Raw genomic sequence first — 23,763 nt, 5'->3', positions numbered from 1 at the left:
CATAATATGGAAAAAAATAATAATCAACACGCTGCATCAACTTTTCACATTTCTGAAGTGGCCATTATTAATGATCCTTCTGTAGTGCCAATTTTATTCCATGAAAAAAAACAAATGTTGCTTTCTCTTATCATTCCCGAAGAAAAAACAATCATTGATATTAAAAACATAACTAAAATGAATCCAGGAACTATCAAACGCCATCTTGATGATTTGGTAAAAAAAAACCTCGCCGTTCAATCTCGATTTTTTACGAATGAATTTGGAATTAAGATGAAATATTATCGAGCTGTCGCACGCAAATTTTTAGTCCAAATTGAATGGCCTTCTTCTTCGTAATTTAATCAATAAAATTATATATATGGTCAACAAATTATAGTTATATAATGGAGGATTTAGAAAATACACCTAATTACATATTTCTGGTCTTTGTTTAGAAAAAATCGGTTACGCTATATTGGGTGTATTTTAGGATTTAGTATGGCTTTAGGGTCGGTTTTCACGATTAACAGTTATACAAACATGCTAGATCAAATGATGGATCAGTTTTTTTTGGTAGATTCTGATTCGGTTATGGTTATGTCAAAAGGGACAACTATGGCTCAATTTGTCCCATTTAATTCGAAGGTTCAAGAAGAATTAAGAACGGAAGTTTCACAAATTTATGGGGTTAGTACCGCTATTCCTTTGATTTTTAAAGATTTCAGCAATGTTTCCTCCACCGATTTAATTAAGGATGCGCTAGTTGGAATAGATTTTGAGTATCTGAAAGTCATATACTTACAGGATTCTACTCTAAGTGCTGGTGAATGGCCAGAAAAGAATAAAAATGAAGTTTTAGTGGGATCAAATGTAGCAGGTGGAAATTTGGAACCGGGTGATGAAATTTTGATACAAAATGAGACTTTTAGTGTGTCAGGTGTGCTGAAGCCAGATAACCCTTTAATGGATTTTTTTCTCTATTGTGAATATTCAAAAATTCAAGAGATTTACAATATGGAAAACTATTGTTCTATTCTTTATTTATTACTAGATTCTGAAATTATTGATCCTGTTGTTGATACTCCTTCAATTGTTTCACAAGTGGAGTCCTTGTCGTCATCGATCCATGTTATGGATTCAAATTCTTTGAAAAAGGAAACGGGGAGTTTTTTTGATGTAATTAAACTCATTCAGGCGTTTCTAGCATCTTTTCCATTTGTTATTAGTATCATGTTTGTAGCAATATTATTGACTTTAAATTTAAAAGATAATCTAAAAGAATTTGGTATTTTGCGCGCAATTGGCATGCCTGCAAACAAAATTAGCCTCCTCATTTTCATTCAAGTCGTATTTCTAACTTTAGTAAGCTATTTGGGTGCTATCCTAATTGGAATTGTATTTTTTTGGTACTCCTATAATGCCGTTATCCGTTTTAAGCTTGAATATTCAAATTTTATTCAGTTTTTGAGTTCAATGAATGATTTTATTACACCTTCCGTTTATCTAAATACATTTCTCATCACAATGCTTGTTGGGGTATTAGTTTCTTTGATCCCGATCTTGAAGTGGCGAAAATTGAATATTGTAGAAAATTTCAGAAAAGAAGAATAGGGTGATAAATGCTGTATTTACGTGATTTTATATTCCAAAATCTAAAACAAAAAAGAAGTCGAACTATTATGTGTATTCTCGGGATTATTTTGAGTACTATGACTGTGATGGTAATATCTATGACTTCTGAAAGGTACCAACAGACCGCCTCGGGGTTCTTCACCCCCTTTAATGAATATTCACAAATAATTGAAAAGGGTGCGAATTATTTTCAATTTCTTCCTGCTGGATCATTTTTAGAAGCAGAGTATCAAGCTGAGATTGAAGATTTTTTCCAAGAAGAAACGATTCCGGCCTTGATTGTATCTTATGATGAATCGGTAAGTTCTTTTGAATATAATTACATTTTAGGCACAAACTTATCTGATATTTCCACATTATGGGAAAATACTGGTTTGAGTGTGGGAAAATGGCCTAATTCAATACATGAAGTTGTGGTAGGATCCTCGGTTGAGTTTTCTGATGATGTAGTTTACATACAGAATAAAACTTTTCATGTAAGTGGAATTTTAAGTTCCAGCAGTTCCTTTATGGATGGTATTATTGTATGCGACTTGCTGACATTACAAACCTCCTATAACTACACAGATCGAGTCTCTTTATTCTTTATTTCGAATCAAATTCAAAATGGCGAAAAAGTACAAGAATTTGAAACCCAGTTCCCCCAGTTGAATTTTCTTACAACTGAGGAACAAGATGAGATAAAGGGGAGTATGGGCAATTTTTACACGGATATTATTGAACTTTTCACATTCTTTGCGATAATCACTGCTTTAGTATTTGTATTTGCGATTGAAACTATGAACGTTTTAAGTCGCAAAAAGGATATTGCAGTCCTCCTTCTAATGGGAACACCGAAAATGATGTTGATGAAGTTGTTATGGATTGAAATTGCACTTATCACTATTATTGGGTTGGTGATTGGAGTTCCTTTATCACTAATTGCCTATATTTCAATATTTGCATTTATACAAGTTCAAATTGGCTCCCGTGATAATTTTACAACTGCTTTTAAAATATTTGGAAGTAACACATTGAAAGTTGCCCCGTTTAAGTTAATGTTTCAATCCATTGGGTTGATTTTTTTTGGGGGAATCTTAATCGCAATCATTCCCGCCCTAATTGTGTTTAGAGTAAACATTCTATCTGAAATAAAAAAAAGAAACTAACCAGGTTAAAAATAATGAGTGATCTGAGTCAAACTATAATAAAATTATCAAATATCCAGAAATCCTATTTTACAAGTTCTGAATCGCTTCAAGTTCTCAAGGGTGTAAATCTTGAAATTCAACGAAATGATATAATTTCAATAATGGGTCCCAGTGGGAGTGGAAAATCCACATTGCTTAATGTTATTGGGCTTTTAGATCAATTTGATTCTGGAACATATGAGATTTCTGGGCTAGATGTGTCTCAATTGACCAAACAGCAAATGCAAGAAATTCGCCTAGCCAAAATTGGTTTTATTTTCCAAACTTTTAATTTAATTCAAACTTTAAATGTTCGCCAGAATATTGAATTACCGATGGCATTACTGCACAAGGATCAAGAAGAACAAAAAAAGAAGAGTACCGACTTATTAAAACAAGTGCAATTAGAATCAAAAGCGGATAAATTTCCCCATCATCTAAGCATTGGAGAACAACAGAGGGTGGCCATTGCTCGTGCATTAGTGAATGATCCCACATTAATATTATGTGATGAGCCTACTGGTAATCTAGATGCTCAAACAACAGAGATTATTCTCAATTATTTGTTAAAATTACGCAAAGAATATAATGCTACAATATTAATTGTGACCCACAATCCAGAAGTTGAGAAGATTTGTGATCATAAATTTGTGTTAAAAAATGGAAAATTAAAAGAAAAAGCACCTTGATCGAATTTCAGAACACCTTAAAAAAATCATTAAATTTGATCCAATATTCCAGCATTGGTGTCTTTTTTCTTCTTTAAATATATATACACCACTCCTCCAACTGATAATACCGGAATGGCGATGAGTAGGTACCACAATTTGCTCTGTTTGTTTACATTAGATGCAAGCACCCAAACATTAATCGAATCTGAATGTGTCTGCCCATAAAGATCCTCTACATGAATTTCAAAAATATATTTTCCTCTATTTAAATCTGATACATTGAAGTGAATAAATTCACCCGAGTTCCACGCATTTTGGGAATAATTTAGATTCGTTGAATTTAAAGTGATTTCGAAACTACCTGAGTCTCGTGTAAAATCAATAATGATCCATGTTATATCTTGGAATGTGGTTGAATTATCATAATAGAACAAATCAGGGCCTGAAATAATTACTAAATTTGATGATTGTGGGTTATTAGGATCAGAGATTGCATGCAAAACGGATACTTGAACCTCTGAAGTGGAATTTAATCCATTCCCATCGTCTAAGTTGATTAAAAAAGAATAATTTCCGATTGTTAAATAGGGCAATTCAATTTCGATTAATTCTTGGCTATTCCACTGAATGTTTTCCATTATTAAGGTATTGTTCAAATACAAAGAACCTTTGCGCGATGATGTAGTATTATAATCAACGGGATACCAGTTGAGGAAATTATTTTCTTGGCTTTCAAAATAGATTTCTAAATCAGTTGATGCAAATATATATGGGGCTCTATTTTCTTGATCCGTAGTTGCATTATACACTTGTATTTCCACATTATCTGTCAAAACTGGTGTTGAACTTCCATCTGAAACCAAAATGACCAAGTTCCAAATCCCAATTGGCCATGAAGATACATTATATGCGATTATATCACCATTGGTCCACTCCCCTTCCATAAGGATAAGATTAGCTTCTTGTAACGTAATTGAATAATGGGTGTGGTAAGTGGAATTGTCCAAAATTAGCCATTCTGCCCAGTATTCTGATGAAGAATTGCTATAATATGCAATATTTGAAGGGGTCGAAATTATTGGAGGAACTGGACTGATCAATACACGGACGGAATCGATTGCTACTTGACCTAAGCCATCTTCAAAAATAATAAATAGGTTCCAATCCCCATCGGCAAAATCACTGACATTGAAAATAATTAGAGGGGAATTGTCCCAAAGAAAGGGTCCAAATTGTTTATTCAAAGTAAAAATCGTGTAACTTGCATAAAAATTGATTTCATCTTCGATTTCCCAAGTTATCACATGCGAGTTTTGCGAATCATCATCAAAAGAAATATCCTCAGGATGGTTGAGAAGAGGTTGATCATTTGTATCCCCATTCCATCCCCCGTTGTCAACTAAATTCAAGGATAAAGAAGTATCGCGCAAAATGATTTTCACATAATACTCTTCATTTGTATTTATTTTTTGATAATAGGATTCAGCCTTCAATAATATGGAATTTGTTTTATCATAATACAGCCGGATGGTATATTGATATTCCCCGGAGACTGCTTGACTTGATTTTAAGTAAAATACTTCAATTAATTTTTGATGACTTGGAAATAAAGTCGTATCACTTTCCCATGTGGGATAAGTCAACAACAAATCATCCTCCTTAATAGGAATATTGTACGCTAACCGGGTGAATGGAATATTGGTATATTTTTTTAATGAACTCGGAGGAGTATTGATGTCACAAATCCAAAAGAAATTATAACTCCCATTTTCAGCAATATCTGCCGGATCATTTGACAGTGCTTCTTTTCGTAAAGAAAAGTAGGTTTCATAAGTTTCTTCAAAACTGTGGTCTTGAATGAATTGGATTTGCTCCTCAAAGAAAATTAAGGATAAACTTTCAAGAACAGATGGATCTGTAATGTTTTTAGGTATAGAATATTCAATACTCCCATCTTCAAGTAAACCATTTGTTCCTTGAATAGATAAGTTAACCGGTACAATATCATGTTGGACATCACCATTTTTAGTGATATTATAGATTAGGGAATAATCTAGTGATAATTCTTCACTGTTTGATCTTGGCAACATTATATTTTGAAATCTATCTTCTTCTTTATTGTTAAGTGAAAAACTCGTATTAAGGCCTTCTTGAAATTCAATAAGCGAAAATAAACATAACCCGATGGTTCCAATGAGAATTATTTTTAATGTGAATTTAGGGTAAACCATGATTTAATCCTACGTTTGCTTACATAAAATATATTAAAAAAAGATTAAAAAAATGTTGGAATGCTCCTTTATTTTCGTTTCTTAATTATATAAGCAATTGCAATTAAAGAAACAAATCCAAAAACAACAGGGGAATATCCTGGAATTTCAAATGGAGGCGTTGTTGTTTCTGTGGTGGTTGTTTCTGTAGTGGTTGTATTGGCTGGAGCGTTGACAGTAACTATTACTATATCATCAACTATTCCACCACGACCATCATCAGCGACAATCTTGTATTCATAAACTCCAGCTGAAAGGGTAGAAAGATCCTCTGTAATATTATACTGGAATTGTTGTTCTCCATTCCACATCACTTCTCGTATAGAAATGCTATCGACGAATATTTCGTAATAGGCACCGTCTTGAACTGAAGGATCTTCAATTGTCCAATGGATTTTGGCATCTGCTGCTGCAACGGTAGAATCAATTGTAATATCTGCAGGATGGCTGATAGTTGGATCAACACCTTCAATATTCAATGTTAGATTTCTTACTGAGTGTCCTCCTTTATTATCATCTACATGAATCGTAAATTCCCATACGCCAATTGGAGGGACTTCACAAACATCAAAACCAACGAAGTCACCAGCATACCAGTTTCCACGTTTCACAATTGATGTACCTCGGGTTATTACGTAGTTTCCATATTCATACCAATCCATGTTGTCATGAATATTCCATCCAAACCAGGCATAAGAATCACTATCAAATATATCTATGGTTTCGTCGTTTGGACCTTCCACCATTGGATCATGTGACTTGACATTCAAATCAAAGTATTCTTCTACATCATGGGATGGATTCCCATCAAAGACCATTAATTTGAAGTTATACCAATTTTGACCATAATTGTGACTATCAATTGTGAGAAGTGTTCCAGTTGTCCAAGGTTCATCAGTATATAATTCATCGGTTCTTTGGTGTCGTTCCCAGTGATCTCCATCCCAAACTTCTTCTTCATATGATACTGAGAGAGTAAATGTGGCGCCGGCTGTATCATCACCAAAAAGATAAATTTCAAACCATCGGGCATTGTTTCCGGGGTGTTCAAATTTAATCACATCGCCAAAATACTCGTCTTCGTATAAGTAGTCAATATTGTGAGTATTAAATAATGTCACAATTTCAGAGTATCCACTAGAATGATACATTGATTCATAATCTGGAATTCCAGGTGTAACACTATCCCAAGTGAGTGGTTCATATCCAGTAGTTGTATTTTCAAACCCATCAGAAAGTCCATCATTGTCTGAATCCCAATCGCGTGGATCCGTATATTCTAGTGCTTCATCACCATCTGATAAACCATCTTTATCCGTATCTGGATCATTTGGCCAAGTATCATCGTAATATTCATCAAGATTTGATCGACCGTCAGCATCTAAATCATCTGCTGCATCATCTGTATTTGGGTCTAACCCGTGGTGCCATTCCCATCCATCAGGCATCAAATCATTTTCTGAATCCCAATCTTTTGGATCGGTGAAAGCGTTGTAATGTTCTTCTGAATCTGACAATCCGTCATGATCCGTATCCCAATCACGTGGATCTGTATTTAAAACGGATTCTTCATAATCGTCTAATCCATCACGATCCGTATCCCAATCTTCTGGATCTGAATAATCTCCAACTATTTCTTGAAGTAAGGTTAATCCATCACCATCCCAATCCACTGATGTGTCATCTGCTGTTGAAGGATCTAAATGATGCCAATCATCATTATAGTGTCGCCATTCATATCCATCAGGAATCAAATCTCCATCCGAATCAACATTATTGGGGTTAATTCCAAATCGAACTTCTTCCCAATCATTCATCTCATCGTAATCTGTATCATAATAAGTTGCGTTAGTGAAGTAGACAAATAGTTCTTCATAATCATCTAAACCATCATTATCTGTGTCATATCTGTTTGGTTTTGTGAAATAGGTCATCACTTCATCATAATCACTAAGACCATCCCAGTCTGTATCATTATTGCTTGGACTCAATGCATGATCGGGATATTCAATTTCAAATCTATCATCTAAATCATCATTATCGGTGTCATTAGTGAGTGGACTGCATCCACGAGCGAATTCTTCATCATTGAGAAGATCATCCGTATCGTTATTATACTTGCCATCTGCTGTTAATGTTGCATTCAAACCATAGGATACTTCCCAACCGTCGGTCATGTTATCATTGTCGGTATCTTCATTTAATGGATTGGTGAAATAAACAATAATTTCATCATAATCATTTAAATCATCCCCGTCGGTGTCAGGATTCAATGGATCGGAGAGAATTTCCAAATCATCATTCAATCCATCTCCATCGGTATCAGCTAAGCCAGGATCAGTCATGTGGTCATATTCTTCAAGATTTGTAAATCCATCTCCATCAGTATTGACTGAACTATCATCCGTTTCGGGATCCGTTCCGTAATACACTTCCCAACCATCAGGCATTGAATCTCCATCAGAATCAGCATCTGTTGGATCTAAACCTAAAGCAATTTCTTCTGCATCCAATAAGAAATCTCCATCAGTATCTGCAGAATATTCGTTGGTTATGTAGGTATCAGAACCTGCGGCAATTTCCTCAGAATTTAAAATACCATCATTATCATAATCATCACTATCTTCTCCTAGATTGGCGACTTTTAGAAATTCATCGGGATCCATATCATTTAAGGAAGGTGGGAGATAATCATGTGAAGTTAAACTGAAATTTAATCCCATATAAAAGGTATCATCAGCTAAATTCCGAATAAAATCTGGAAAATCATCGTCATCAGGTAACATATCTTGTAAGTCGGTGAAATCTAAAGTAATGTCTCCAAAGAGATACATTGTGAATCCTTTGAATGTCCGATCTTCATTCATTTCAAGAGCTATGTTTATTTGTCCTGTGAAATCCTTTATACCGACCATATCTTCAATGATAGTTTTATTTATCATTCCTTTAGACAAAAATTCAATAAAACTCCAGTTAAGATGATCTGTATTGATTACGAGTGAAACTGTATTTGTATCAACATAGAAATTAGAAACGGCGCCTAAATCATCTATCGTGCCCCAAATATCATCGATTGGTAATCCTTCATCTCCTAAGTAGGCGGCATATGCATTTTCCCAATCAATCATTTCAAAAGCTAAGTCATATATTTTTGAGAAATTCATTCCTGGAGGTGCTATTAATGGGAATCCTTCTAATCCATCAAAATAATCGGGGAATGGTAATTCTGGTTGAGGATGGGTGCTTAAATAAGTTTGATAGTCTTCATATCCATCTACATATCCGTGGTTATATCCATGGCGATAACCTTCATTATATCCGTCACCATAAAAATTATCTTCAAATGGATAGAATGATTCTTCCCAATGATCTCGATCGTCATATTTATCATCATTCTTCTTTTCATCTTGGTGGAAAACATCCCAATCTCGATATTCATCATCATGAACACCATCTCCATAACCCCAATCGTATCCCGCGTCATGATAGCCATGATAATAATTCATTTTATAATCATAATCATCATCACCTAAGGTAGGCATAGTTGGAACTGTCGGATCCCACTTTTCGTAACTAAATTCATCTGTAAGATTCCTGAAACGCAACATTTCTATTGGAAGGCTATTTGTGGGAACTTGGGGGAGCATTAAAGATAAGAAATCAATTTGCTCTTGCATTTCATTTAATTCCCGATCAAAAGGAATTACATTAGAAATCAAATTTCCCGCTTCATTAATCACATCAAGCGCATAATCACTTGGAGCACCAAACCAGTAGGTGTCATTTCTCACAGATATATTACCCATGATTAAATCGTAAGCTTTGATATCACTATTTTGGCCATAAATTTCTTCACCAACTAATAGATCTTCATCACCTTCAGTATAGTTATAATAAAACTCTCCGTCAAATCTCGTTCGATTTTCATAAATACTTTTCATTTGATCAATCAAAATCTTAATATCAAAATCTTGATATACTAAATCTTCGAATTCTTCAATTCTACTTTCAATATCAAAAGAACTGAAAATATCTGAATTATCTAGAATCCACTGATCAATCTCAGAGTATATAGTTGGATCATCTGTTCCAACATCAACAGCTAAATTGAAATCGAATATAAATTCATCCCCGGCACTAAACGGATAGGTAAAATTTAAGCCAGATAATTCGATTTCTTCAATGATCTCTCTACTACTGGTCGAGTAATCGGAGCTTCCCTCAAATCCTTGCACGAAGGAAATACTACCTAAAAACACAAAAACTAGAAATAGAGAATAAATTTGTTTTTTTTTCATTTTAACCACTCTATCAAAAAAAAAAGTTGTTTGAAAAGCTATATCCCAACCTCTCCTAAATAATTGTTTCCAACCCAAATTAGTAGATTTGTCATATGCCTCTCAAATTCGTATTATTTTTCAATTATCTTAATTATTGAAATGTTATGTCCAACCATGCAATTTTGACTTTTTAAGTTTAAGTATAATCGTCCATAAAATCACTCCAAATGAAGAAAATTCATCTTTTATGGTCCAAGAATGCAATAATTTCATGAGTACATTTGTTTGATCTAATTTAATCACTCATCATTTTGTTATTATTAAAAACTTTCAATACTCATTTTTTATCCCAAATTTTTGAATTTCTATAGTGGGTATTAATAGCGGAATAAAGGTCTTCCTTACATTAATGTATATTTTGGAATTATTCCATTTTATCAAAAAAAAGCAATAAATTTAATAGTCTATATTCTTAGATAAAAAGTGAATTAAGATTATTATCGGCAAATCAAACGATTTTATTTAAATCTTTACATAGATAACTGTTTGAATAAAACTCGCATATTGTTAATTAATCTAGAAATTTTCCAAGAAGGATATTTTATAAATAATCAAACGATTAAGATATTAGGAAATCGAGGAGTTAAAATCATGCCTATCTTCACAAAAAAAAAAGTTCTCAAAGCAATGGATGGAAAACGTGAGGACTTAAGTTATATGTTTGACAATCTCTCTACCGAGCTTCTTGAAACTGAAAAACGACTCGAAAATATTGCCTATCAAATTAATTTCTTTGGAGCCACTCCAGAATTAAACGCAGAAAAGAATGATTGTGAACTTATGCTTTCTTGGGTTCAATCGCAATTTGATGAGATTAAAAAATCGCTTTTTCAGATCAACGCTCATTCTCTTAGCCATTGATATAAAATAATATTTTTTTAATTGTCAATGTCTATTTAAATCGCTTTTTCTATTAATAGGATCACCTCTAAGTTTAAAACAGTGGATTTTTTAAACATTATTGGGTTATAGTATGGAAATTCGTAGATTTGATGTTCAAAACTTTAGATCCTTTGGGGTGAAATCCCAATCTATTGATTTAGATAGTAACGTGGTTTTCTTTGTAGGAAAGAATCATAGTGGAAAATCAAATTTATTGAAACTTTTAGAGGAATTGAAATTTAACAATTCTCCCTTGGAATCTAATCATATTTTATCAAAAAATAATTGGTATAATAATGAAACGGGTGTTGAACGTCCTTTAAAAATTCGGATCAATATCAAATTGGATGAGGAACAAATAGCCTTCCTATTTGATCAATGGTTTTTATTACCCATCCGGGAAATTTTGAATTTGGATTTTAAAGATGATGTTTCTTTCCCTTTTGATGTTTCTCAATTATCAGATATATCTTATAAGCACCTCGAATCAATTTTTGATAAATATTTTCCCGATAAAGTATGTCTTCTGCGAATTGAATTCATTCGATTTTCTGATGTAAAGCAAGAAGTTAATTATTCCATTCAATTTAATAATATCATTTTAGTAAATACTGCAGATGGTCGATCTTTCATCCAAAACTTACGGCATCGAGATATTCATCACTATCGCGAATCTCAATTGTGGGATGAATTCATCTGGAACTTTATTCAAGAAAAAAAAAATAATTCCCCAAAAATGGATATCCGTTCTGTTCTTTCTCAACTATTTGACTATTTTTTTGAAAAACCGGATAAATTTATTTTTACAGGAGAAACTCTTGAGAAGATTTACTCTTTTTTTAATGATAGTTTAGTTCTTTCTGAAGGAATTAAAATTATGGAATCTGATCTATTTACTATGGAAGCTTATCATCCAGATTTGCCTTCTGCTTTAAATCGAATCTTAGCAGAAAAACTGAATCATTTAAGGATGGAAGCTTTAAATTCTCCCGAATTTTGGGGACGATATCATGAATTACAAATACATTTTCAAGCAATGTTTGAAGATTTAGATCTGGTCTTTGGGATTGCACAAGACAAAGATGGGCCTTATATTAAATATTATCAGACATCTACAAATGCAATCATCACCAATTTTGACTCGATTGGGGTGGGTATAACGGAAATGTTGAATTTTTTGTATTATTTTATAGTTGAAACAAGAAAATTTATTATGATTGATTTTCCAGAATTTCAACTCCATCCACATTCCCAGAGACATCTTTATAATTTAATTAAAGAATTTTCTCTAAAAAATAAGCATCATGTGGTCATTATTACTCATTCTCCTTATTTTTTTCAGCCCGATGATCTGTATTATCTTCGACTATTCGAATTAAGTCATGGAATTACAGAAGTTCGAAAAATTGATCTTCCGCGGAGTTCAAAGGATTATTATCGCTTAAAACGTAATTTTTCTATTCGAAACCGGGATTCGATTTTTGCCGATGGATTGATATTTGTTGAGGGACCAAGTGAAGAAATGGCATTTCCTTACTTTTTCCGAGCTTATGGCCTTGATTTAGATCTTAATAATCTCTCATTAATCAATCTACACGGAAAAGGTTCTTTTGGTGCGTTTTGGAAGTTTGCTCGTCAATTGCACAAAAAATATTGGTTTTTTTTAGACAATGATGCATTAGGTGTTAAAGCGGGTGACATCATTACACCATCTCTTTTCAAACGCAGTATTATATATAAAAATCGAGCAATCTTTCCTTCCGAAATTTCCGAATTATGTGCGGAAATTATCTTAATGGAAGATCATTTATCTATTGAATTTCATGAAAAATTAGAACTTTTACGCAACATCCTGCATAAATATCATGTTTTTATTTTGATGGATGATTTTGAGGGTATTTTCGAGGAGTTTTTAGCAGATGAAATCAGTTTTTATGGAGGGAAAGTGGAAAAATCCATGCAATTGGTTGAATACTTGAAAGAAAATGAAGAAAAAAACTTGTTACCAGAGCGATTATATCCATACATTGAAATAATTCAGGAAGAATTAAAAAAACGATAAACTCCTCTATTTGAGTGCCAATCTCACAATATTTTTATTGAAAATTTTCAACGTAAAGATCGATAATATTAAGAATGGTTTCAACCGCTTTTTCCATTCCGAGAATTGAGATAAATTCTTTTTTACTATGATAATTAAACCCACCTGTAAAGATGTTCGGTGTAGGTAATCCCATAAAGGAAAATCGTGCTCCGTCAGTTCCACCACGGATAGGATCTTTTCTAACTTCCAATCCTGCTCGTTCTATTGCTTCACTTGCAATTTGGGCCACTATTGGTTGTAAATCTAATATTTCTTTCATATTTCGGTAAGATTTTGCAATTTCTACAGAAATTGTGGTTTCTGGATGATTTTTTTGGATTTTTGCGATTTCATTTTTGATATAAGTAATTTGGTCTTCTAACCCTTGGCTCTCAAAATTACGAAGTATAAATTCAATTGTTGTTCCATCTACTTGACCACTAATTGCATCAGGGTGATAATAACTTTCAAACCCTTGAGTTGTTTCCGGAGCTTGATCGTTTGGAAAAATACTTAACACTTCGGGGATAATTCGGAGGCTGTTAATCATTTTCCCATAGGCTGATCCTGGATGCACACCATATCCTCCAATAATGATTTTTCCTCCCGCTGCATTAAAGCATTCGGTTTCATATCCTCCCATAGAACCACCGTCAATAGTATACGCATATTTTGCCCCAAGTTTTTCAATATCTACAGCATCTGCACCTTTTCCCACTTCTTCATCGGGAGTAAACATCACTTTAATCGTTCCATGTTTCTTTTCGGGTGTATGAACTAATTCGTCAATAGCTGTCATTATTTCCGCAATTCCTGCTTTATCATCCGCGCCTAATAAGGTTGTTCCATCTGTATGAATTAAATCGGTGCCAATATAATCCTTTAATTCTGGAATTTCCTTCACTGAAATGCGTAGAGAAGTGTCTCGGGGTAAAATAATATCATCACCGGTATATTTTGTTATAATTGGTTTAACATCTTTTCCTGAGACTGCTGGAGCTGTGTCGATGTGGGCGTTAAAGCAAATTGTGGGGATATTTGAAGTGATATCTTCTTCGATATTAGAAGGAAGGGTGGCTATAACAACACAGTGCTCATCTACCCGAGCATCTTCTAATCCAATTGCTTTCAATTCTTCCACTAAAAGATTGGCCAAATTAAATTGTTTCTCGGTACTTGGGATTGTTTCTACCCCTTCTTGGCTTTTGGTGTCAATTTTTACATATTTTAGGAATCGTTCGACTAGTTTGGTTGTCATTTAAATCAGTATATTAGCTTAAAACCGAATTATGTTTAAATTTTCAGTTTCCAAAAAATAGCTTTTTAATTTAGTCGGAAATATACAATATTAACTATGAAGAAAGCTCTAACCCTTTATTATAGAGAATTAACCCGAGAAGATATTCCTGCCATCAATGAAATGTGTAAAAAAATTTGGGATGGAGAAGATTATATGCCAAATATCATCGGTCTCTGGCTAGATGATCCTAAATCTAATAATTTTGGGGCATTTTTAGATCCTGAAAAGACTGAACTAGTTGGAACTGGGCGAATCAAGTGGTTATCAGATAGTTTAGTGTGGATTCAAGGTGGGAGAGTTGCCTTTGAATATCAAAAACAGGGGATCGGGTTCAGTGTGTCAAAATATGCTCTTGATTATGCTGAAACCCATGGAGCCAAATTTGCTCAATATGATACATGGACTGAAAATCATGGTTCGTGTAAGTTAGCTGAAGCCCATGGGTTTTATCGTAAAGATTATCATGATACAATGTTCGCAAAAAAAGAAGAGCTTATCTTTCTACCATCTTCTAACAAATTTGGTCCTTCCATTTCAATATCAGCAACAGAAGCATATGAATTTCTAAAAACAATTGAAAATGGTCCAAAAGATGAGATAAATATGGGATGGAGTTATGTACCATTTACACTGGCCCAATTAAATAAAAATTCTTCTTCTTATATTTGGAAACGAAATACCAATTCTTTGATTCAAATTCATCGCATGATAAGTTCATCTTCATCTAATGAATCCCCTCAATACGAATACTGGTATATAATGTATGGTGATCCTGAAGGAGCAAGGAGTCTTTTAATAGCTGAAATAAATGAAAAACAAGAAGATCAATCTGTTAAAAGCGCAGAGATATTTTTCCCCCCACAGCTCAGATCGAGTATGCAAAATCTCGGGTTCCATTGGGTTGATTTCCCACATCCATCGGGCATTGTCTTATTTGAAAAAAAACTAGATGCAAATAAAAAAACCTAAAATTTTCAACTAAGCAAAATATTTATCTCAATAACCAATGAAAAAATCTTTTAAAAAAATTCTCTTGATTGGAACAGGTGGAACTATCACTGCAAAAATGGTTGATGGTGCTTGGAAACCGGGAGAAATTAATGAAGACGAATTGATGAACTTCATTCCCGAAATTCAACAGCTTGCCTCAATTAAAACCTTAAATCTCTTTAAAATTGATTCTGTTGGGATGCAACCTAAATATTGGGTTAAAATAGCTGAAACCATTAAATCAAATTACAAATTATTCGATGGGTTTGTCATTATACATGGCAGTGATACAATGCATTATACCGCTTCAGCTCTCTCTTTTTTAATCCAAAAATTAACAAAACCTGTCATTTTAACTGGTGCCATGGTCCCCCCTCAAGAAATCGGAACAGATGCAAAGCGAAACGTCATTGATTCTCTTCGTGTGGCCACCGAATCCCGTATTCATGAAGTTGTAATTGTTTTTAATGGAAAAATTATGCGTGGCAATAGAACAAAGAAATTTCGTGAATTGGAATTTGATGCCTACCATAGTATTGGAATGTCTCCATTGGGGTTAATTGAACAAAGTATTCGGTATACTGGAGAACATTATAACTCCAACCAAGAGACTGAAACCTCAACCCAAATGCCATTATTCTTTGATAAGATGGAAATTGAAGTATGTATTCAAAAAATAACTCCTGGTTATAATCCAGAAATCATACCGAAGCTTATTGAAATCGGCTATAAAGGTATTATCACGGAAGGATTCGGAAGTGGGAACATTCCCATATATGAAAATTCTCTGATCGATGAAATAAAATCTGCAACACAAAAAGGCGTTCCGATTATTGTATGTTCTCAATGTGCAGTAGGATTTTCATGGATGATGATTTATGAAGCAGGTAAAAAAGCAATGATGGCTGGTTCGATCCCCGGTTATGATATGATTAGTGAAACTGCTTTGACTAAACTCATGTGGATTCTTGGCAATTTTCCGAAAGCGACTATTCAAGAAATAACTGATTTATTTCTCACCGATGTTGCTGGTGAGATTTCGGAGATTAAAAATCCCGAATATAAACGGGTATGGGAATAATTTAGCAAGACTCGCTATAGAAAAATAAGAAAAATGCTAAGGATGAAATATTTAAATGTCCTTTGATAATACTTTAAAATATTATACTTTTTTAGACAATTACAAAAATTGTATCGGGATTTTCTATGCAAACAAAGAAAACAATATTAGAATTTTTTGGAGGGGTAGGAACGATTGGTGGTAATAAGATTTGCCTCATGGCAGCAAATGGGTATGGGATTCTTTTGGATTTTGGGTATGATTTTTCAATCGCTACCAAGTATTTTGATGATTTCATGAAACCCCGACAAAAGCAGATTTTAATTGATGGAATTCTCATCGGAATGCTTCCCTGGCCTCAAGGTTCACTAAAAGGAATTTATCGCAAAGAATTATGCAAATACAACCGATCTCAAATTGAATCCAATTATACCTACTATCAAAAATCTCATCCTCATTTTACTTCTTTGAATCTTGAAGATCCTCCAAAAATCAGTGAAGTTTTAATTTCTCATGCTCACAGTGATCACATTTCGGATATTCGCTATTTAGATCCTCAAATAAAATTAATTGGGTCTTCTTTAACTATTGATTTTCTAAAAATTTTTGATGATCTTTATTCTTCTAATTCATTATTAAGCAATATCTACTCTTATAAACCATTTTTTATAACTGGAACAAATAAAAATGGAGATATCACACGTCCTACCAAAGTGAAAGGTTCTCAAATTAATCGAACTCTACGAGGATTTTCTTCCAGTGCTTACATTCCTTGCGCCCAAGGAGGATTTAAAGTTCAAATTTTTGAAACAGATCATTCTATTCCCGGTTCTGCTGGATATCTTATCTATGACAATATCACTGGAACTAAAATTGCATATTCAGGAGATATCAGAATGCATGGTCCAGAAAGGCAAAAATCTTTAGATTTCATTTCCGCCGCTAAAAAATTTGGTCCGGATGTTTTAATCATGGAAGGTACCCGAGTAAGTGATAACAATTCTGAACCTAATTTGAACAGTGAAGCTGAAGTTCAAAAATCTATTTCTGATTTATTACAAGAAATTCATAAGAAGGATCCTGATAAAATGGTCTTTTTCTCCAGCTCTAATCGTGATTTTTGGAGACTTTCTAGCTTCTATGCGGCAGCTCTCTCTGCTAATAGAAAATTAGTTGTCAATGCTGACACATATTACATTTTACAAGAGTTGAATGCAAAAGGAATAGATTTTCAAATAGATATTTCTAATGTCCGAGTATTTTTACCCCGTAAGGATTGGGGGGTTTATTCTCCTTTGGATTATTCTAAAAGCCCAATTAAAAAACTGTGTGAAGTGTCTGCTAGCCGTCGGGAAGAAATTGAACTTGAGAAAAAAAGAACCCGAGTTTCGGATTTTATTGATCTTACGAAAGATTTCTTGATTCGTGCTGAAGAAATCCACCAAAATCCGAACCAATTTTTGATGTTTCTTCCTTACTACAATTTCTTAGATTTATTTGATCTTCAACCACCACGGAATTCCTACTTCATTCTATCAAAAAGTGAACCTTGGGATGATGAAGGAAGAATTGAACAGAGTAAATTGGAAGCATGGCTCGCTCGTTATGATATTGGATCAGATCATATTAAACGGTATCATTGTTCAGGGCATGCATCGGGGGACGAAATAATTTCAATTATTCAAACAATCCACCCTAAATATGTTTTCCCTGTTCATACAACTCATCCTGAACTATTTCAGAAGTTACTAGATGATGAAATTATGGTGATTCTTCCAGAATACGCGAAAAAATATGAAATTTAAAAAATGATTAATTTCCCTTTGGGATTGCCTTTAAAGTTCTTTTCTTTGAAGTTTTTTTCTTTGTTTTGTTTTTCTCCGTTGTGTCTTTTACAGGGGTTTCTTCAGTACTCTCCTGATTTGTGTCCGTTTTTGTTTTAAATAACTCTAATCCTTCCACTTGATTATTTTTACAATAGGCTCGAAGCATATGTGTGTCTATATCAATATTACCGTCGGGAATTTGTCCAACTCTATCCCATTGAATTTCTTCTACTGTTTTCCCAAATACAGACGAAATGGTTTTATTTGGACTAAATAATGAGGTTCCAATAATAATATTCAAACGTTCCAAATTTTCAGGACAGTCATGAGTTAAAATTAAATCTAATATTGCATGTTCTTCTTCTTCTGAACGATTAGGACCAGATTTTTTTTTATTGGGGGAAAAAGAATCGCGTGCTCTGGAAGTGGGGGCCTTTTTAATTACTTTTGGAGTGAAATCTTTCTTCTTTGAAGGTGTAGACGATAATGATGTCGCAATTTCTTGGGCTGTTGAGGCTGCTTTTTCTTTGGCTTCTTGCATTTGTTTCATTCGTTTTTCTTCTTCTAATATTGGGCTCCAGTATTCTTTCTTCTTTCCTGATTTTTGTTCTAATTCCTTCGCCAATTTCTCTTCTTCCATTTTACGACGTTCATCGTTCCGGATATAATACATATCCTCTAACTTTTCTCCTTCTTTGATTTCATACGGATTTGTATTAAATGCCCTTAAAAATTCGATGGGTTCATCGCCAGCATCTACACTCACTATTTTTAGATGCATACCAACTTGAGATGATTCTTCTTGGAGTTTACTTCCAACCCGTGATGATATAAATCGTTTTCGAACAGGTGATTTTGGACCTTTCCATATAAATATACGTCGTAAGTCAAAACGCACAAATAAGTACACTCCTTCACTATTAAAGAGTTTTTCAGCATCTTTTAACTCCACATCTAATTCTTCGCGTTCTCCGTCATCCGTAAGTTGATAACATCGGAAATCCTTATAATCTTCATCAATTGCCATTGTTTAGATCAAACCCTTATTTTATAAAGTCGATTTTATTCCTTAAAATATTTCTTTAATTCACCTAAAAGTTAAAAATTCTTTTTGATTTTAAATTAAAACTCGATCTTTAAAGAATCTATTTGCAACATGTTGAAAAATGTGAAAATCATTTTCGGAAAGTAAACATATTTGAATTAACAAACGGGTAGAAGATTTCTCCAAGAAATCGAGAATCGATTCAATAATTGTCTCTGCAGCCAATTTTTTGGGGAATCCATAAATTCCGGTCGAAATTGCAGGAAATGAGATTGATCCCAAATTATAATCTCTTGCTATTTGTAAGCTATTATTCACTGCTCTATTTAGTAAATATATTGCTTCAGAAGGAGAATAATCGTGGAAAATGGGGCCTACTGCGTGAATTACATATTTTGCACTAAGATTACCAGCAGTTGTTATTTTTGCGCATCCTGTTGCCGTTTTTTCGAGAGAATTACATTCTTTTTGAATGGAAGATCCTCCTTTTCTCCTAATTGCTCCCGCTACCCCTGCTCCCAATATTAAATCTTCATTTGCAGCATTTACAATGGCATCGGTTTTCTGATCTGTTATATCTCCTACTAAGAGATTAATCTGATGTTGGATATTGTTCTGGGTAAAATGGTATTCAACGATCATTTGGATCACAAAAGGAATAAAAAAATTAATTATCATGCAAAACATTATCGATTGCGATTACGAAACCGATTAATAATCTTCTGTCTACGGAGGGATTGTGAATTCTAACACCATATGTATCACCAAAATCCCATGCTCCACTAAAGAAAACATCTTTCCATCTGTCAGCTTTTCGAATCTCTGCTATTAAATCTCTATCATCAGTACTTGTTCCTCTCCGGATTTTGAAATCAAAACCCATAAATTCACCTTGAGCCGTCATAACTATATTTCCGCTAGTATCCTTTAGATAGAACTTTGGATGAATAATACTAAGAAGCGTTTTTTCAAACCGTCCAATATTATTGTCATACTCATCATGCAATGTATAGGTTGGTTTAATCGCTATTAGTTTTCGATTGATTGCACCAGCAAGTTGTCCATTTGCTTCATATAACTCAATTCGAGATCGGATACTGAGGAGTTTTCGTTTCATGCTTCCGATTTGTCTTCCTGCTGCGTCATAAATTGGACCACTTCCAAAATCCCAATATTTTTCTTTCAATACATAAGACATATGATTAGGATCAAACAATCCTCGGGAGTTATTACTTGGAGGTGGTGTTTGGGATGAATTTTGTTGATAAATTGTTTTACCTTGATGTATCTGCGTTTCTTGAAGGTTTTCCATAGGATCTGAAGTAGGTAATCTTGATCCACATTTTTCACAAAACCTTTGGCCTAATGGGCTTGGATCTCCACATTGGGAGCAATAAATTGTTTGAGGCATTTTTTTTCTCCAATTTAGTATTTTTATTCTTAATGTTCTAGTTACAGATTTTAACTTATTAATTTTAATTACTAGAATTACTACGTGAGAATCTCAAAGTCATTATTTAATTTTATTTTATGTTGTTGGTAGATCTTTTCCAAGATTGGATGATTATGGAGCAAATTTTTCTCTAAGAACAAAATTTCTTCATAATTAATTTCATAAATTATTCGTTCTTGAAGATTTTCTTCCAAATTTTGATCATTTAGAAGATTGTCAATCAATTGGGTAGTAGGTAATGAATAATATTGGTAAATTTTATCCATCTTTATAATTGAAAAATTGTCTGCATAGGCATCTTTTATCAATTTTTGAACAAAAGAAGGCAAATTGATTAAAAATTGGTCATATTTATTTAAGAATCGTAGAACTGATTTGAGATATATTTGTGATTTAATATTAATTTCACTTAATATACGAGGGTTTACAGTTCCTTTTTGTATAACATGAAATTTATCGGTTATAATTTTTTTTTGAAGAAAAAAAAAAGATTTTTTCCCTAAAATGAATGAGATAAAGTGAAATTCGATATCTTTTCTTCGATTATATAGAAATACGAAGAATCCCAAGATAGTAATTCCCAAAAATCCATATAAAACATATTTCCACAAGCGCAATATGGTGAGAACAACTATAATTGGGACGATTAGGAGATAATAGATAATGCCTTTAGATTTTCTAGGAGGGTTTAACATTTTTGTTCATTGGTTTTTTGATATCATTTACCTTGGATGGAAGGAATAAAAAATTAGTTTTTTTCCCATTCAAAATCTAATTTTATGAAAATTTTTGCATAAATTAGAGATATTACCAGAATTATTGCCCCAATTGGACCCCACAATAATAAGCCTACATTGAAATATTGAGTATTGGGGGCATTTTGCACGAGTTGATCCAAACTTAAAATCCAAGTTGTGAATTTCAAAGAGAAGGCTTGGAAAATATTTAATAGAATGGAAGGAAATCCTGCATAAATTCCTGCTTTAAGTTGTCCAGTCTCCTTTTGATCATCTTCTGCAAGATCTGCATACATTATATAAGGAAAAAGATACCATCCTCCTAATGAAATGGCGAGTAAAATAATATAGGGCAATCCAAATAATATTGTTGTAGAAAATTCAAAATAACCTAACAGGGACAAAGGTAAAGTCACGATTGCCATTGAAAATATTGACAAGAGTGTTTTTTTCTTTCCGACTTTAGCCATGAATTTACGCCAAAGAAATAGTGCACCAATCATGGTCAAAATCATCGCAACTGCAACGATAATATATTGTGTATCCGTAATTTTCAATACATTTTCTGTATAAGAAAGTAATATTCCTTGAGACATAGCCCATGTAAAAGAACAAATCCCTTGCATTAGGCAAACTAAGATCATATTTTTGTTCTTAAGAATTGTTTTAAGATCATCTAACATTTTCGTCTTATACTCTGGGGTAGTTTCTTTAGGTATTTTCATCACTATTAGAAAATTGAATAGAAACATAATCGACGTAAAAATGATTATACTTACCAAGTATACAGAGGGAATTTTACCGGGATTTGCAACAAATTCATCCTCAATGTTTGTCAATATTAACATTGAAAATAAAACTACTATGGCAGTTCCAACAAAATTCATTAGATTTTGATATTGGGAAACTTTTGGGCGTTGGTCTACGGAAAATTGCTCTGCTGTCCAAGATTGGTAAACAGTTGTTACAGAATATGCACCTTGCGCAAGACAGTTGAACACACAGAACCATATGAATAAATTATGTTCCGAAGGTGTTGAACCTAAAAATATCCCGGGGATAAGTAAAAGTATAAAAGAGGCTGCCAATATCGGTGTAAGAATGATAATATAGGGTTTTCTTCTCCCTAATCTTGTACGGGTATGATCACTTAGCCATCCCATGAAAAATTGGAATATTGCAATGGAAAACTTCCCTAACATCAACCCAGTTCCAACTAGTTCGGGATCCAAGTTATAAACATCATAATATAGAAATAAAAGGGCCATATCAATTAAGCCCATAAAAATACTGATTCCAAATCGAGGTGATGAATATAACAAGATTTTCTTGTTTGAGGCGGGTTCATAATGAATGGTGGATTCTGATTCTCCCATAATTTTCACTTGGTTATTCATTTGTTTGCTTGGGTAAAAAAAACTTATGTTCCCATTTTAAGAAACCAAAATTAATTGAATTTTAATGGATAGGATGTTTTACTACCATTGAGAAGTCTATGCTAAGTGAATTAAAAAAGAAGGATTATGCCACTTTATTGGGGACTTTATGCGGTGTTTTTTCAATTATTGCCGCTATCGGATATGATGCTACCCGATTGGCTATGTTCATGATCTTTGCTGGGTGTTTTGCAGATTTATTGGATGGATATGTTGCACGAAAAACTGGTGAGTTTAATGAATTTGGTATCCAGCTTGATAGCTTAAGCGACGCTATTGTTTTTGGAATTGCTCCCTCAATAATCGCATTCGTCACATATGCTGGGAAAGATACAACAGATATGGGTATCGCAAGTCACCATCCGTTGTTAATGATGGTTCCCACTTTTCTCTTAATTGTTGGAGGCATTGTTCGTTTAGCATGGTTCAATGTATCTGAAGATAAGGGTTCTTACGAAGGCGTACCTGTACCAGTTACCGCTACAATTTTAGTCCTGTTGATGCTTGCAGATTATCTTTCATCTTTGGTTTCAAATGGTCCAAATTGGTTTAATTATTTTATGCATTACTTTGTTCCCATTGCTATGGTTATTTTAGCGTGGTTCAATGTGTCTGATCGTTTGAAGTTTGGTAAAACGATAAGAAAAAAATCTGGTGGAATGAAGTTTCTTTTCCTTTTCACAGGGATCTTTGTCACCATTTTAGCTATTTTAGTTACATTCTTCCGTGTGCAGACATCTCTTTATACTCTAATCATGACTTTAATGTTGTGGCCGATTTGGATTTGGTTCATTACTTTGGGGATAAAAACGGCTAATAGTTTAAAGAAAGAGAAAAAAAAAGAAGATTGATCTTTTTTTGTTATTTTTGATTTTTGATCAATAAAT

Annotated in this window: 18 protein-coding genes; 10 read left to right on the top strand and 8 right to left on the bottom strand. The window is 33.5% G+C overall.

Annotation, left to right across the window (positions count from 1 at the left end; translation table 11 throughout):
• Nucleotides 1–6 precede the first annotated feature (6 nt).
• The 4 genes from NEF87_RS03385 (at nt 7) to NEF87_RS03370 (ending at nt 3,472) form a co-directional block, all read left to right on the top strand.
• Nucleotides 7–339, top strand: a complete 333-nt coding sequence (locus NEF87_RS03385; protein WP_457918653.1) for an ArsR family transcriptional regulator — start codon at nt 7–9, stop codon at nt 337–339.
• A gap of 90 nt (nt 340–429) precedes the next feature.
• Nucleotides 430–1,593, top strand: a complete 1,164-nt coding sequence (locus NEF87_RS03380; RefSeq protein ID WP_457918652.1) for an ABC transporter permease — start codon at nt 430–432, stop codon at nt 1,591–1,593.
• Between the two features lie 8 nt (nt 1,594–1,601).
• Nucleotides 1,602–2,762: an ABC transporter permease gene (locus NEF87_RS03375; protein ID WP_457918651.1), complete on the top strand. Its 1,161-nt coding sequence runs from the start codon at nt 1,602–1,604 to the stop codon at nt 2,760–2,762.
• 14 nt (nt 2,763–2,776) lie between these two features.
• Nucleotides 2,777–3,472 carry an ABC transporter ATP-binding protein gene (locus tag NEF87_RS03370; RefSeq protein ID WP_457918650.1) on the top strand — a complete coding sequence of 232 codons (696 nt, stop codon included), beginning with the start codon at nt 2,777–2,779 and terminating at the stop codon, nt 3,470–3,472.
• A gap of 29 nt (nt 3,473–3,501) precedes the next feature.
• On the opposite strand, the gene NEF87_RS03365 is transcribed toward NEF87_RS03370, so the two are convergent.
• Nucleotides 3,502–5,685 (bottom strand): hypothetical protein, encoded by a 2,184-nt coding sequence (locus NEF87_RS03365; protein WP_457918649.1) that lies wholly within the window; start codon nt 5,683–5,685, stop codon nt 3,502–3,504.
• Between the two features lie 68 nt (nt 5,686–5,753).
• Nucleotides 5,754–10,022 (bottom strand): hypothetical protein, encoded by a 4,269-nt coding sequence (locus NEF87_RS03360; protein WP_457918648.1) that lies wholly within the window; start codon nt 10,020–10,022, stop codon nt 5,754–5,756.
• A gap of 528 nt (nt 10,023–10,550) precedes the next feature.
• Here NEF87_RS03360 and NEF87_RS03355 point away from each other — a divergent pair.
• Nucleotides 10,551–10,925, top strand: coding sequence for a hypothetical protein (locus NEF87_RS03355; RefSeq protein ID WP_371804983.1), 375 nt, complete (start codon nt 10,551–10,553; stop codon nt 10,923–10,925).
• Nucleotides 10,926–11,037: 112 nt separating this feature from the next.
• On the top strand, nt 11,038–13,008 hold the full coding sequence (locus NEF87_RS03350; protein ID WP_457918647.1) for an AAA family ATPase: 1,971 nt from the start codon (nt 11,038–11,040) through the stop codon (nt 13,006–13,008).
• Between the two features lie 34 nt (nt 13,009–13,042).
• On the opposite strand, the gene pepT is transcribed toward NEF87_RS03350, so the two are convergent.
• Entirely contained in the window at nt 13,043–14,287 is a 1,245-nt protein-coding gene (gene pepT / locus NEF87_RS03345) for a peptidase T (protein ID WP_457918646.1), read from the bottom strand.
• Between the two features lie 96 nt (nt 14,288–14,383).
• Between pepT and NEF87_RS03340 the strand changes: the two genes are divergently transcribed.
• The 3 genes from NEF87_RS03340 to NEF87_RS03330 all read left to right on the top strand — a co-directional run bounded on the left by NEF87_RS03340 (nt 14,384) and on the right by NEF87_RS03330 (nt 18,184).
• Nucleotides 14,384–15,298 carry a GNAT family N-acetyltransferase gene (locus tag NEF87_RS03340; RefSeq protein WP_457918645.1) on the top strand — a complete coding sequence of 305 codons (915 nt, stop codon included), beginning with the start codon at nt 14,384–14,386 and terminating at the stop codon, nt 15,296–15,298.
• Between the two features lie 37 nt (nt 15,299–15,335).
• Nucleotides 15,336–16,400, top strand: coding sequence for an asparaginase (locus tag NEF87_RS03335; protein ID WP_457918644.1), 1,065 nt, complete (start codon nt 15,336–15,338; stop codon nt 16,398–16,400).
• 125 nt (nt 16,401–16,525) lie between these two features.
• Nucleotides 16,526–18,184 (top strand): MBL fold metallo-hydrolase, encoded by a 1,659-nt coding sequence (locus NEF87_RS03330; RefSeq protein ID WP_457918643.1) that lies wholly within the window; start codon nt 16,526–16,528, stop codon nt 18,182–18,184.
• 7 nt (nt 18,185–18,191) lie between these two features.
• On the opposite strand, the gene NEF87_RS03325 is transcribed toward NEF87_RS03330, so the two are convergent.
• The 5 genes from NEF87_RS03325 to NEF87_RS03305 form a co-directional block, all read right to left on the bottom strand.
• Nucleotides 18,192–19,232, bottom strand: coding sequence for a hypothetical protein (locus NEF87_RS03325; protein ID WP_457918642.1), 1,041 nt, complete (start codon nt 19,230–19,232; stop codon nt 18,192–18,194).
• A gap of 90 nt (nt 19,233–19,322) precedes the next feature.
• Nucleotides 19,323–19,892 (bottom strand): macro domain-containing protein, encoded by a 570-nt coding sequence (locus NEF87_RS03320; RefSeq protein ID WP_457918641.1) that lies wholly within the window; start codon nt 19,890–19,892, stop codon nt 19,323–19,325.
• Nucleotides 19,893–19,917: 25 nt separating this feature from the next.
• Nucleotides 19,918–20,661 carry an LURP-one-related family protein gene (locus tag NEF87_RS03315; RefSeq protein WP_457918640.1) on the bottom strand — a complete coding sequence of 248 codons (744 nt, stop codon included), beginning with the start codon at nt 20,659–20,661 and terminating at the stop codon, nt 19,918–19,920.
• Between the two features lie 80 nt (nt 20,662–20,741).
• Nucleotides 20,742–21,398: a hypothetical protein gene (locus NEF87_RS03310; RefSeq protein ID WP_457918639.1), complete on the bottom strand. Its 657-nt coding sequence runs from the start codon at nt 21,396–21,398 to the stop codon at nt 20,742–20,744.
• 53 nt (nt 21,399–21,451) lie between these two features.
• Complete coding sequence (locus NEF87_RS03305) at nt 21,452–22,816, bottom strand: MFS transporter (RefSeq protein WP_457918638.1); 1,365 nt, start codon at nt 22,814–22,816, stop codon at nt 21,452–21,454.
• Between the two features lie 119 nt (nt 22,817–22,935).
• On the opposite strand from NEF87_RS03305, the gene NEF87_RS03300 reads away from it, so the two are divergent.
• Nucleotides 22,936–23,727, top strand: coding sequence for a CDP-alcohol phosphatidyltransferase family protein (locus tag NEF87_RS03300; RefSeq protein WP_457918637.1), 792 nt, complete (start codon nt 22,936–22,938; stop codon nt 23,725–23,727).
• The last annotated feature ends 36 nt before the right edge of the window (nt 23,728–23,763 follow it).

Origin of the sequence: Candidatus Lokiarchaeum ossiferum (assembly GCA_025839675.1) — an archaeon.
In the GTDB taxonomy this organism is placed as follows: Archaea; Asgardarchaeota; Lokiarchaeia; order Sigyniarchaeales; family Promethearchaeaceae; genus Lokiarchaeum; species Lokiarchaeum ossiferum.
Note: the sequence above shows the minus strand (reverse complement) of the source record. Positions and strands in the feature narration are given on the sequence as shown.